Raw genomic sequence first — 12,280 nt, 5'->3', positions numbered from 1 at the left:
AAACAATATGACTCTGCGTAAATTCGCAGGGCTAGGAGCCCTGTTGTCCCTCGTAATGCCCAGCCTGGCTATGGCGGCAGACGAAGTGGCGGCCCCAGTCCTCAATTCCGGCGATACCGCCTGGATGCTGACTTCGACAGCCCTCGTGCTGTTCATGACCATTCCCGGCCTCGCGCTGTTCTACGGCGGCATGGTTCGCTCCAAAAACATTCTTTCCGTGATGATGCAGTGCTTCGCCATTACCGGTCTGATCAGCATTCTGTGGGTCATTTATGGCTACAGCATCGCGTTCGACACCACCGGTATGGAGCAGGGCGTCGTCAACTTCAACTCGTTCTTCGGCGGCATGGGCAAGGCGTTCCTCGCTGGTGTCACGCCGTCGAGTGTGACCGGTCCTGCGGCGCTGTTCCCTGAAGCGGTGTTCATCACCTTCCAGATGACCTTCGCCATCATCACCCCGGCGCTGATCGTCGGCGCCTTCGCCGAGCGGATGAAATTTTCCGCGATGCTGATCTTCATGACCATCTGGTTCACCCTGGTCTACGCGCCGATTGCGCACATGGTCTGGGCCGGTAACGGCGGCCTGATGTGGGACTGGGGCGTGCTCGATTTTGCTGGCGGCACCGTAGTGCACATCAACGCCGGTGTGGCGGGGCTGGTAGCGTGCATCGTGCTCGGCAAGCGTAAAGGTTTCCCGACCACGCCAATGGCACCGCATAACCTTGGTTACACCCTGATGGGCGCGGCCATGCTGTGGGTTGGCTGGTTCGGCTTCAACGCCGGTTCCGCCGCGGCTGCCAACGGCACGGCCGGTATGGCGATGCTGGTGACTCAGATCGCAACGGCTGCTGCTGCACTGGGCTGGATGTTTGCCGAATGGGTCACCCACGGCAAGCCAAGCGCACTGGGTATTGCTTCGGGTGTGGTCGCCGGTCTGGTTGCGATCACTCCGGCCGCTGGCACGGTAGGCCCGATGGGCGCACTGGTGATCGGTCTGGCAGCGGGCGTGGTGTGCTTCTTCTGCGCCACCACCCTGAAACGCAAACTCGGCTACGACGATTCGCTGGACGCCTTCGGTGTCCACGGGATCGGCGGTATCCTCGGCGCAATCCTTACCGGTGTCTTCGCCGCACCATCGCTGGGTGGCTTCGGCACCGTTACCGATATCGCTGCACAAGTCTGGATTCAGTGCAAAGGCGTAGGTTTCACGGTGATTTACACCGGTATCATCACTTACATCATTCTCAAGGTGCTGGACGCTGTCATGGGTCTGCGTGTTACCGAAGAAGAAGAGGCAGTCGGCATCGACCTGTCGCTGCACAACGAACGCGGCTACAACCTGTAAGACACGGCTAAAAAATCTGCCCGGCTTGCCGGGCATTTTTTTGCCTGAAATTTGTCTCTGAAGTCATGGCTGAAAGGTTTTTTCGTACACGTACGGCAGCGTTTACGACAGGCGTTTTTCTACGGCCAAAGGCTTACATGATTGAAGGATTATTAGGGCCTTTGTTTTTTCCCAGAGCGCGCTAGAATGCGCCCCGAACGTGCGGAGAACTGTATGTGGCGACAGACGCTGATTACTCTGCGGGCGCGGCCCCGGGGCTTTCATCTGGTAACGGACGAGTTACTCGCCGGCTTGCCTGAACTCAAGGCATGTCGGGTCGGTCTGTTGCATTTGTGGCTGCAGCATACCTCGGCGTCGTTGACCATCAACGAGAACGCCGATCCGGCGGTACGTCGCGACTTCGAACGATTTTTCAATCGGCTGATCCCACAAGGACCAGTCGACTATGAGCATAACGACGAAGGCCTGGACGACCTCCCGGCGCACTTCAAGGCCAGCGTGCTTGGCTGTCAGCTCAGTTTGCCGATTTCGGCAGGCCGACTGGCGTTGGGAACCTGGCAAGGCGTTTATCTGGGCGAGCATCGTGATCATGGCGGTGCCCGTAAAGTCCTCGCCACCTTGCACGGTGAAGGGGCATAAGCCGCTGGTTGCCAGCGGTTGTAGAATTTTCTCCGGCAGCCGTCGACAGACGGCGAAGCTGGGCTATAACTAATCTGCTTTTCGCAAGTCATGAGGTAGAACATGAGCGACGATGATCTGGAAAACGACGAACTCGAAGTAGGCGACGACGACGAAACCGAGGAAGGCCTTGAAGTGGCAGCCGAAGACGACGGCGGTGAAACGCCCGCTCCGGCAGCCAAAGGCAAGGCCAAGGCTGCGGTATCGGTCGATGAGCTGCCGAGTGTCGAAGCCAAGAACAAGGAGCGTGACGCCCTGGCCAGGGCCATGGAAGAGTTCCTGGCCAAAGGCGGCAAGGTGCAGGAAGTGGAGGCCAATGTGGTCGCCGATCCGCCCAAGAAGCCTGACAACAAGTACGGCAGCCGGCCTATCTAAGCGCCTGCCCATGCTTGCTGAAGAAGCCCGCCGTCGCTGCGGGCTTTTTTATGGGTGACAAAAACGTTGAGCCCAACGCGATCCCTGTGGGAGCGAGCCTGCTCGCGAAGAGTCCGGCACATTCAAAATCAATGTCGGCGGACACACCGCTATCGCGAGCAGGCTCGCTCCCACAGGTTCTGTGTCAATTCAAATTATGTGATGGGCATTCCATCGCGCCAACAATTCCGGCAATTCGGTCAAACTGCGAATCTCGGCATCCGGCGCTTTTTCCGCCTCCCAAGCCTTGCCCGTCGGGTTGAACCAAATGGCTCGCAAACCAGCCTGTTGGGCTCCGGCAATGTCATCGCCCGGATGATCGCCGATATGGACTGCAGTCTCCGCCGTCGCGCCACCACGCTGTAGTGCCTCATGAAACAGGCGCGCATCCGGTTTGGCGATGCCGATGTCTTCGGCGCACAACGCAAACTTGAAAAAATCCGCCAGCCCAAGCCGACGTACATCGGCGTTGCCATTGGTGACCACGCCCAAGGCGTAATGGTTGGCGAGAATTTCCAGAGTCGGCTGCACGTCGGGGAAGACTTCCAGCTGATGCCGCGCATGCAAAAACACTTCGAACCCCTGATCGGCCAGGTCTGAAGCGTCGGCATGGGTGTAGCCGGCATCCTCCAGGGCATGAAACAGGACACGCCGGCGCAACGCACTGATGCGGTGTTTGAGGCTCGGCTCCTGGCTCAGCACGCGCTCACGAATCGACCACAAATGCTCCACCGGCACTTCGCCCAGATTCGGTGCGTGCGCGGTGAGCCATTCTCGCAACACGGCTTCGGCACTGACGATGACCGGGGCGGTATCCCACAGGGTGTCGTCGAGGTCGAAAGTGATCAGCTGGATTGTCATGAATCATCGCCCTTAATACGTTTGGCCCGTGGATGGGCACTGTCGTAGACCGTCGCCAGGTGCTGAAAATCCAGATGGGTGTAAATCTGGGTCGTCTTGATGTCGGCGTGGCCGAGCAATTCCTGCACGGCGCGCAAGTCCTGGGACGACTCCAGCAAATGGCTGGCAAATGAGTGCCGCAGCATGTGCGGATGCAGGTTCTGCCCCAGCTCCCGTTCGCCGGCCGCTTTGACCCGCACCTGAATCGCCCGCGGCCCAAGGCGCCGGCCGTGCTGGCTGACGAACACAGCGTCGTCTGCAGGATGGGTCAGCGCGCGCAGCGGCAACCACAGTTCCAGCGCTTCCCGGGCTTTTTTACCCACCGGCAACAACCGCGTCTTGCTGCCCTTGCCAAGCACCTGAACCATGCCGTCTGCCAGATCGAGCTGATCAAGATTGAGCCCGGTCAGTTCCGAAAGACGCAAACCCGAGGAGTAGAACAACTCCAGAATCGCCTGATCGCGACGGGCCAGAAAATCGTCATCGACGGCGCCTTCCAGCAGCTGCAGCGCGCGGTCGGTGTCGAGGGTTTTCGGCAGGCGCCGTTCGCCTTTCGGCGGTGCCAGACCATTGGCCGGGTCGTGATCGCAAAGGCCTTCGCGATTCAGATAATGGTAGAGCCCGCGCACCGCCGAGAGCAGCCGCGCAAGACTGCGCGAAGATTGGCCTTGCGAATGCAGGCGCGCGATCAAGCTACGCAGGCGCTGGATATCCAGCGCGGACCAGCTGCCGATGTTCTGTTTGACGCACCAGCCCAACACCTTGTCGAGGTCGCGGCGGTACGCATACAGCGTATGAGGCGACACCTGCCGCTCACTGCGCAGGTGTTCGCAGTAAGCGTCCAGTTGCCGTTCCATGATTAGCGTACCGAGCGCAGGGGGTTGTTGAACCGTGGCAGCACACGGCCCATGACTTCGGCGATGTAACTCAGGAACAGCGTGCCTACCGAGCTTTTGTAGTGCTGTGGATCCCGGCTGGCGATGGCCAGAATGCCGTGGATGCCTTGATAGCTGATGGCGACGACGGCGGTGGAGCCGATCTGCTTGCGCTGTTCTTCGCCGAACAGGAAGTCCAGTTCGTGCTCACGCAGGCTGCCGCTGACGCTTTTGTCCTCTGACAGCAGACCGCCAATGGCGGTTTGCGCATCGGCATGGGTTACCCAGCGGCCGACCGGCATCGGGTTGTCGCCGAGCAGGATCAGGCTGACAAAGGGCACCTGGAAATCCTGACGCAGACTGTCTTCGACGCTGATCACCACGTCTTCCAGGCTGGTGGCGTCCATCAGCGCGAGAATCAGGCGGCGGGTCTTGTCGAACAGGCGGTCGTTGTCGCGGGCCACGTCCATCAAGTGCGACAGACGATGTCGCAGCTCGATGTTGCGGTCGCGCAGGATGGTCATCTGCCGCTCGACCAGCGAAATGGTATCGCCACGCTGATGCGGGATGCGCAAGGTCGCGAGCAATTCCTCGTGCTCGACGAAGAAATCCGGATGAGCCTCCAGGTACGCGGCTATTGCCGTCGCCTCGAGGCTTTCGGAAGGGGATTCGTCGGGCTGCAGGGCGGGAACCTGGGGCTTATCGGTCATGGGTTCGACTCACTCAAAGACGCACTTGTCCTTCGTAAACTCGCACTGCCGGGCCAGTCATCAAGACCGGTTGGCCGGGGCCAGCCCATTCAATGGACAGACGCCCGCCGGGCAGGTCGATCAACAGCGGCGAATCCATCCACCCCTGGCTGATTGCGGCCACTGCAGCAGCGCACGCGCCGGTACCACAGGCCTGGGTTTCCCCGGCGCCGCGTTCCCAAACGCGCAGCTGTGCGCGGTTGCGGTCGATGACCTGAAGAAAACCGACATTGACCCGTGCCGGAAAGCGCGGATGGTGTTCGATTTTCGGTCCCAGCTCATGCACCGGTGCATTATTGATATCACTGACTCGCAACACCGCATGGGGGTTGCCCATGGACACTGCCGCCAGATCGACCGGCGTGCCGTCGACTTCAATCCGATAACTCACGGCCTGTTCCGGCGCATCGAAAGGAATGTCGGCGGGCACCAAGCGCGGAGCCCCCATGTTGACGCCGATCTGACCGTCGCTGCGCACATCCAGCTCGATGATGCCGCTTTTGGTCTCGACGCGAATCTGCCGCTTGGCGGTCAGGCGCTTGTCGAGCACAAAACGGGCGAAACAACGCGCACCGTTGCCGCATTGCTCCACTTCAGAGCCGTCGGAATTGAAGATCCGGTAACGGAAATCCACATCCGGGTTGCTCGGCGCTTCGACGATCAGCAATTGATCAAAGCCGATGCCGGTGTGCCGATCACCCCATTGCTTGGCGTGTTTGGGCAGAATATGCGCGTGCTGGCTGACCAGGTCGAGGACCATGAAGTCATTGCCCAGGCCGTGCATTTTGGTAAAACGCAGCAGCATGGTTTTACTCCGGCAGCAGGCTTTCGCCAGCGAACAACTCGGCTACCGTCTCGCGGCGACGCACTTCAAATGCCTGATCACCGTCCACCAACACTTCAGCGGCACGGCCGCGGGTGTTGTAGTTGGAACTCATGACAAACCCGTATGCACCGGCAGAATGCACGGCCAGCAGATCACCTTCTTCCAGAGCCAGTTCACGCTCTTTGGCCAGGAAGTCGCCGGTTTCGCAGATCGGTCCGACGATGTCGTAGACGCGGGCAGCACTGTCGCGCGGGCGCACGGCGGTCACGTCCATCCAGGCTTGGTACAGCGCCGGACGGATCAAGTCGTTCATGGCCGCGTCGACGATGGCGAAGTCTTTGTGTTCGGTATGCTTGAGGTACTCAACCTGAGTCAGCAGTACACCGGCGTTGGCGACGATAAAGCGGCCCGGCTCGAACACCAGCGCCAGGTCGCGACCGTCGAGACGCTCGCGCACGGCTTTGATGTAGTCGGCAGCCAGAGGCGGCTCTTCATCGCGATAGCGCACGCCCAACCCGCCACCGAGATCGATGTGGCGCAGGTAGATGCCGCAATCGCCGAGACGGTCGACCAGGCCCAGCAGGCGGTCGAGGGCATCGATGAAGGGCGGCAGGGTGGTCAGTTGCGAACCGATGTGGCAATCGACGCCGACCACTTCCAGATTCGGCAGCTGCGCGGCGCGGATGTACACGTCTTCCGCATCGGCAATGGCGATGCCGAACTTGTTTTCCTTGAGGCCGGTGGAAATGTACGGATGAGTGCCGGCATCGACGTCCGGGTTCACACGCAACGAGATCGGCGCGCGAACGCCCAGTTCGGCGGCGACTACCTGCAGGCGTTCCAGCTCGTCGGTGGATTCGACGTTGAAGCAATGCACGCCGACTTCCAGCGCGCGGCGCATGTCGTCACGGGTCTTGCCGACACCGGAGAAGACGATCTTGTCGGCGCTGCCGCCGGCGGCCAGTACACGTTCCAGTTCGCCCCGGGAAACGATGTCGAAACCGGCGCCGATACGCGCCAGGACATTCAGCACGCCCAGGTTGGAGTTGGCCTTTACCGCAAAGCACACCAGATGCGGCATGCCGGCCAGCGCATCGGCGTATGCCAGGTACTGGGCTTCGATGTGGGCGCGAGAATAAACGTAAGTCGGTGTGCCGAAGCGTTCGGCGATGGCGGACAGGGAAACCCCTTCCGCGAACAGCTCGCCGTCACGGTAGTTAAAAGCGTCCATGGCGTTCCCTTAGTAGACGTCGTGCTTGTGCGCCTTGGAGGCAGGCTGTTGTTGCGACGACTTGGCCTGCTCGACAGGGTCTTGATTTTCGTCAGGCAGGTACAACGGACCTTTTTGACCACAGGCCGAAACGAGGCAGGCAACCGCGAGGAGCGCAGCAAGGGAAGAGATCAGGCGCTTCATGGCGAAATCCTTGAAAATGCTTTAATTGCGCCGGAGTATACCGGCCACCCGGCAGCTTGCCTATGCGACAGGGCTCCCGTCCGGCGGGGGTTGGCCTGCTGCCGCTCAGCCAGGTGCAGTCCCTGTGGGAGCGAGCCTGCTCGCGAAGGCGTAGTGTCAGTCGACATTGATGTTGAATATGATGGCCTCTTCGCGAGCAGGCTCGCTCCCACAGGTTCGTGATCTGTCGGTTATCCTTTGCAATCGCCGGGGCTCGGCCGTATCTTGCGGCGCTTGAGCGAGAACAGACATTTTTTGAGGTTGCCGTAATGAGTTTGACCGAAGCCCGTTTTCACGATCTGGTCGATGCCACCCAGCAATCGCTGGAGGATATTTTCGATGAGAGTGACCTGGATCTCGATCTGGAGAGCTCTGCCGGTGTGCTCACCGTCAAATTCGAAAATGGCAGCCAGTTGATTTTCAGCCGTCAGGAGCCGTTGCGGCAGCTGTGGCTGGCGGCGGTGTCCGGCGGTTTCCACTTCGACTATGACGCAGAAAGCGAGCGCTGGATGTGCGACAAAAGCGAAGAGCAACTGGGCGAGATGCTCGAGCGCATCGTCAAGCAGCAAGCCGACGTCGAACTCGACTTCGAAGGCTTGTGACATCGTGACCGAGCCGGCAGCCGTTCGTCCGCCCAAACCGCTTTTCAGCAATATCAGCCCGGCGGTGCCGTCGCCGTGCAGCGGCGTGTGTCGGCTGGATGAGCAGAAAGTCTGCCTCGGCTGTTTTCGTCACGTCGAAGACATCCGCGAATGGCGCTCGGCGGATGACGAGCGCCGCCGGGTTATCTGTGTCCAGGCTGCCAATCGCAAGCGAGACCTGTAGCAGCTGGCGAAGCCTGCGTCCGGCTGCGAAGCAGTCGCCCAGCAGACACGGCTGTCTTCCAGATGCACCGAATGCGCCGGTTTTACGACTGCTACGCAGCCGGACGCAGGCTTCGCCAGCTGCTACACCCCCCGGCTTGTATATTTATTGAGCTGTGATAGTGTCCGGGTACGCCTCAACTCATCGAGGTTCGTGAAAACCCCGCCTTTTTCTGGCGGGGTTTTGCTTTTTTCGTGCAGAAGAAAGGAGTCTGCCCTGATCATGACCGCACCTTCCATCACCCTTACCCGTCTGGACGTACAACGTCTGGAGCGCCTGATCGACAGCCTGGACGACACGCTGCCGGGCGTTATCGCGCTGCAAACCGAACTGGATCGCGCCGATACTCTGGTCGGTCACGAAGAGGTGCCCGCCGACGTCGTGACCATGAATTCAACAGTGCATTGCCGTGAAGAAAGCAGCGGCAAGGACTATCACCTGACATTGGTTTATCCCAAGGATGCCAACGCCGACGAAGGCAAGATTTCCATCCTGGCGCCAGTCGGCAGTGCGCTGCTCGGCCTGAAAGTCGGCCAGCATATAGATTGGCCAGCGCCTGGCGGCAAGACCCTCAAACTGACCCTGCTTGAAGTGGAATCGCAGCCTGCCGAGGGCGGCCATTTTCCGGAATAGACCCGTCAGACCTGCTCGAGTGCGTCATTCAGCGCGCGCTCCAGATCAGCCTTGTAGCGCAGATATAAATTGCTGGAGCTCTGACCATCACCGAGCAGGCCCGACAGGTCCAGGTCGGTGATATAGCAGCGGTAGCGTTCAATCTCGCGGCGCTGCTCGACGATTTCCCGGGCGACCACACTGAACAGTTGGTCGCCATGCTCCAACTCCGAAAACTCCCTTTGATTGCAATACAACGTCACCTGCACTTGATCAGCTGCGGCTTTGCTGATGATCGCCTGCACGTCATAGAACGGCTGGTTGACCGGCAATTGCGGTGCGGGACGGGCGTCCACACGGCGGGCGCGCGAAGGGCCGGACGGCTGCAACTGGTAATGCAAGACCTCTAGATGCTGTGGCTGGGCCGCGTCCATCGGCAGCAAAGCGTCGCGCCGGTACTGGATGGATTGCAGAAAACGCTGGAGCGGCACCAGCAGGCTTTGCTCGTCGTGATAAGGCAAACGTTGCTGCCAGAGTGCGTTGAATTCATCCAGTACGTACACATTGGCCTGATCGTCATGAATGCGGTAAAAAACCTGCAGGCTTTCGGGCTGACCCATGGGCAGAATCAGCGCCAGGTCATGGTCTTCCAGTGCCATTGGGTCCAGGTGCAGCGGGCTGTAGCTCGCGAGTTCTTCACCCAGGTAATCGAACAGTGCCGGCAGTGTGGCGAGAGCGACGTGATTGACCTGGCCCGGCACCAATTCCAGCACGTGGTAGTGCTGTTGGACCTGAAGCAGATAACGATGATTGAGCCTGCTCAGCAGCAGGTTGTGCGCCATGTCGACGATTTCTTCGACGCGCCGGGCGATGAACTGCGCGCGGTTGTGGCAGAAACACCGGACCTTCAGCCTGGGCTGTTCCTGTCCCTTGGGCAGGTTGTTGAGGTAATCGCGCACGCAATCGAGCAACGCGTGGGGACCGTCAAAGCGATCGACCATGACCTCGTTCCAGCTGTTGAGCGTGACCTGATCAAGGGTCAGTACCAAGTTTTCGCGAACCCCGGCATAACTCAGTGAGTCGGTGCGTTCGGTGGTCATCAGGATGTTCAGGTCACGATGATGCTTGAGCGGGTCCACGCCGACGTTTACCAGCATCAGTACTTCGCTCGGGACACTGGCGCGCAGTAACGGCTCCTCGGCCAGCGGGGACAAGGGCAGGGCGACACTCTGTTGCAGGCTGCCGAGCAGATTGAACAGTTCGAACTCACTCAGGTCGCTGGCGCCCGGATGCAGGGCCAGACGCGTGCTGCTGTCGATCACGCCGTTGCGATGGCACCAGGTCAGCAACTCCAGCAAATGCCGGCTGCGTTTGATCGGTGCGAAATTCTCCCATTCGAGCGCGGTCAGGCTGCCGTTGTACAACCCCCACTGGGTCTGCCCCGGTTCTTTCTTGTTGGGCGCATGCACCAGCGTCAGGGTGTCTTCGGCCAGGTCCGGGGCAATGCCCGGGTTGATGAATTCGACTTTGTTCGCCTTGCGCTCGAACGCTGCGTACAGACGTCTGCCCAGCACGTTCAGATCGCGTTTGTTGATCAGGCTGACCGTCTGTTCGCTGCGGGCAAACGCGAGGAGAAAGCGATAGCTGTAATTCAGTTCGCTGACCACTGCGCGTCGCTCGGCCGCAACCTGACGGACTTTCCACTGGCTGCGGCTATCAAGCAAGGCCAGCTGGCGGGCGTCCCAGTTCCATTCGTGGGCTAGCCGCTCCAGCAGCGAACGTTGCCAGCTCTGGGTACGGCTGTTGCCTGTCAGTTTACGGTTGACCTTCAAATACAGCGCGCGTCGCACCAGCTCCAGACGCTCAGGCTCACGGCGAGCGATGAGGTATTCCTCGATGCGCCGATAGACCACGATGTACGGATCCAGCTCGTCGAGGTCGAGTTGATTGGCGAACACTGCCTCCTTGAAGCGCAGGCTCAGGCAATGGACTCTCGGATGCTCGCTGGCATAGACCTCGATCAGTAGTAGTTTTAGGACCGACTTGTAAGGCGATTCGATACCCTTGAACAATTGCCAGAGGCCGGCACCGATGAATTCACCCGGCGGGATAAATGCGAGGTGGCCCAGGTCCAGGCTTTCATCGGCGCGGATATATCGTTTAGACAGCAGCGTGTGCGTGTAGCGGTCGTAGGCGGACTCTTCGTACACCGGCACCATCCACCAGATCGGCGTGCGACCGGCCAGCCAGATTGCCGTGCGGTAAAACTCATCCAGCAACAAGTAATGCTGAGTAGTGCCGCAGTCCTCCGAACTCAATTGCGCGTCACGCTCGCCGAGCACGAAGCGGCTCGGGTCGATCAGGAAGAAGTGCGCTTCGGCCCCTTGGCTGGCGGCCCAGACTTCCAGCAGCTGGCATTTCTTGCGCAGCTCGGCGAGTTCGCTCTCGCCAAGGCCCGGCGCGTGGCAGACCCACACGTCCATATCGCTCTGATCCGCCTGCGCCAGCGTGCCGAGGCTGCCCATCAGGAACAGACCGTGGATCGGTCGCGGCGGATTACTGCCGTGGCGTGGCTTGTAGGAAAACGATCGGGTCAGGCGCTGAGCTTCGGCGAGCACATTGGCGTCGGGCTCGAAGCTGGACAATCCAGCCGGTGTGCTGCCCGAAACATAGCCAGGAAGCAGCGGATGATTGACATGAAAAAACAGCGGCAACAGGGTCAATACGCTCTGCTGGCGCGTCGACAACCCTTCCATGGCGCGAGCCATGCGACCTTCGTTCAGTTTGAGAAAACGGGCGCGCAGCTGACTGAGAACCTTACGGTCGATTCCTTCGTCCAGATCGGGGCGGATTTCATGGGTGCGGGTCATGTCAGCTCAAACCGGCTTGCAGGGCGCGGACGTCGTAGGCCTCAGGAGAACCGGCAGTTTAGCGCCTCGTCCTGCGGACATTTAAGCTGATTTTGTTATTTCCCGTCGGATTTCTACTGAGCAGGCCGGTCAGGCACAGTAAGTGCGCCCGCGGAAATCCCTTGGCTGGGCTTTCCGAGGGCGATGCGCCAATGCTCAGGCCGTTTCCGGAACGCTCAGAATGGTCAGAACGGTTTGCACGCTTTGCGCGGCGTCACGACCCAGGCTGGTCAGGTAACCGCCATCGGGCTGGTCGATCAGTTCTTTTTCGTAGAGGCGTCGAGCGGCAGCAATGGCTTTCGGGGCCGCGGTCTGATGAATTTTCAAACCTTCCTGGGAACTGTCCAGGTTGAAGAGTGCAAGGATTTCCAGTTCGGCAACCAACTCAGGGGTAAGCGACATAAAAGGACTCCAGACTTTCTAGGAATTAGACGACAGCGCTCCTAAGGTGAACCCGCTTGTGCGGCATGTCCAGTGCTCGCTACAGGGTTTTTTTGCCTCGGGGTGGTTTTCGATTTAGACAGCGTCTAGGACAAGGGGCTGCTGGAGGCGGCTTCGGTGGTGTGAGGGTTCGCCTGTGGCGAGGGAGCTTGCTCCCGCTGGGTCGCGAAGCGGCCCCAAGGCTCTGCGACTGCTACGCAGCCGAGCGGGAGCA

General features: G+C 60.0%; 14 protein-coding genes. 6 read left to right on the top strand and 8 right to left on the bottom strand.

Annotated features, from left to right (window positions below):
• Window positions 1-7 precede the first annotated feature (7 nt).
• The 3 genes from DU29_RS0109025 (at window position 8) to sutA (ending at window position 2,398) form a co-directional block, all read left to right on the top strand.
• On the top strand, window positions 8-1,345 hold the full coding sequence (locus tag DU29_RS0109025) for an ammonium transporter (RefSeq protein ID WP_028621449.1): 1,338 nt from the start codon (window positions 8-10) through the stop codon (window positions 1,343-1,345).
• Window positions 1,346-1,558: 213 nt separating this feature from the next.
• The gene (locus DU29_RS0109020) at window positions 1,559-1,984 is read left to right on the top strand and encodes a secondary thiamine-phosphate synthase enzyme YjbQ (protein WP_028621448.1); all 426 of its coding nucleotides are present in this window, start codon (window positions 1,559-1,561) and stop codon (window positions 1,982-1,984) included.
• Between the two features lie 102 nt (window positions 1,985-2,086).
• Window positions 2,087-2,398, top strand: coding sequence for a transcriptional regulator SutA (gene sutA / locus DU29_RS0109015; protein ID WP_028621447.1), 312 nt, complete (start codon window positions 2,087-2,089; stop codon window positions 2,396-2,398).
• A gap of 189 nt (window positions 2,399-2,587) precedes the next feature.
• On the opposite strand, the gene DU29_RS0109010 is transcribed toward sutA, so the two are convergent.
• The 6 genes from DU29_RS0109010 to lptM are packed head-to-tail and all read right to left on the bottom strand — an operon-like array spanning window position 2,588 to window position 7,201.
• Entirely contained in the window at window positions 2,588-3,298 is a 711-nt protein-coding gene (locus DU29_RS0109010; protein ID WP_028621446.1) for an HAD family hydrolase, read from the bottom strand.
• Entirely contained in the window at window positions 3,295-4,194 is a 900-nt protein-coding gene (gene xerC / locus DU29_RS0109005) for a tyrosine recombinase XerC (RefSeq protein ID WP_028621445.1), read from the bottom strand. Before xerC ends, DU29_RS0109010 begins: the two co-directional genes overlap by 4 nt.
• A gap of 2 nt (window positions 4,195-4,196) precedes the next feature.
• Window positions 4,197-4,922: a DUF484 family protein gene (locus DU29_RS0109000; RefSeq protein ID WP_028621444.1), complete on the bottom strand. Its 726-nt coding sequence runs from the start codon at window positions 4,920-4,922 to the stop codon at window positions 4,197-4,199.
• Window positions 4,923-4,935: 13 nt separating this feature from the next.
• Complete coding sequence (gene dapF, locus DU29_RS0108995) at window positions 4,936-5,766, bottom strand: diaminopimelate epimerase (protein WP_028621443.1); 831 nt, start codon at window positions 5,764-5,766, stop codon at window positions 4,936-4,938.
• Window positions 5,767-5,770: 4 nt separating this feature from the next.
• Entirely contained in the window at window positions 5,771-7,018 is a 1,248-nt protein-coding gene (lysA, locus tag DU29_RS0108990) for a diaminopimelate decarboxylase (RefSeq protein WP_028621442.1), read from the bottom strand.
• Window positions 7,019-7,027: 9 nt separating this feature from the next.
• Complete coding sequence (gene lptM / locus DU29_RS1000000131295) at window positions 7,028-7,201, bottom strand: LPS translocon maturation chaperone LptM (protein WP_033050391.1); 174 nt, start codon at window positions 7,199-7,201, stop codon at window positions 7,028-7,030.
• A gap of 308 nt (window positions 7,202-7,509) precedes the next feature.
• On the opposite strand from lptM, the gene cyaY reads away from it, so the two are divergent.
• From cyaY to rnk, 3 genes are all read left to right on the top strand, one after another.
• Window positions 7,510-7,842, top strand: coding sequence for an iron donor protein CyaY (gene cyaY / locus DU29_RS0108980; RefSeq protein ID WP_028621441.1), 333 nt, complete (start codon window positions 7,510-7,512; stop codon window positions 7,840-7,842).
• A 4-nt stretch (window positions 7,843-7,846) separates the two neighbouring features.
• Complete coding sequence (locus DU29_RS0108975; protein WP_028621440.1) at window positions 7,847-8,065, top strand: DUF1289 domain-containing protein; 219 nt, start codon at window positions 7,847-7,849, stop codon at window positions 8,063-8,065.
• Window positions 8,066-8,326: 261 nt separating this feature from the next.
• Window positions 8,327-8,737, top strand: coding sequence for a nucleoside diphosphate kinase regulator (rnk, locus tag DU29_RS0108965; protein ID WP_028621439.1), 411 nt, complete (start codon window positions 8,327-8,329; stop codon window positions 8,735-8,737).
• 5 nt (window positions 8,738-8,742) lie between these two features.
• Here the strand turns inward: rnk and DU29_RS0108960 are convergent, their stop codons facing one another.
• A complete protein-coding gene (locus DU29_RS0108960) occupies window positions 8,743-11,586 on the bottom strand; it encodes a class I adenylate cyclase (RefSeq protein WP_028621438.1) in 2,844 nt (947 codons plus the stop codon).
• Window positions 11,587-11,781: 195 nt separating this feature from the next.
• Window positions 11,782-12,027 carry a TIGR02647 family protein gene (locus DU29_RS0108955; RefSeq protein WP_028621437.1) on the bottom strand — a complete coding sequence of 82 codons (246 nt, stop codon included), beginning with the start codon at window positions 12,025-12,027 and terminating at the stop codon, window positions 11,782-11,784.
• Window positions 12,028-12,280 lie beyond the last annotated feature (253 nt).

The sequence above is a fragment of the Pseudomonas sp. Ant30-3 genome (assembly GCF_000690905.1).
Classification (GTDB): Bacteria; Pseudomonadota; Gammaproteobacteria; order Pseudomonadales; family Pseudomonadaceae; genus Aquipseudomonas.
This window is presented reverse-complemented; position numbering and strand designations above follow the sequence as displayed.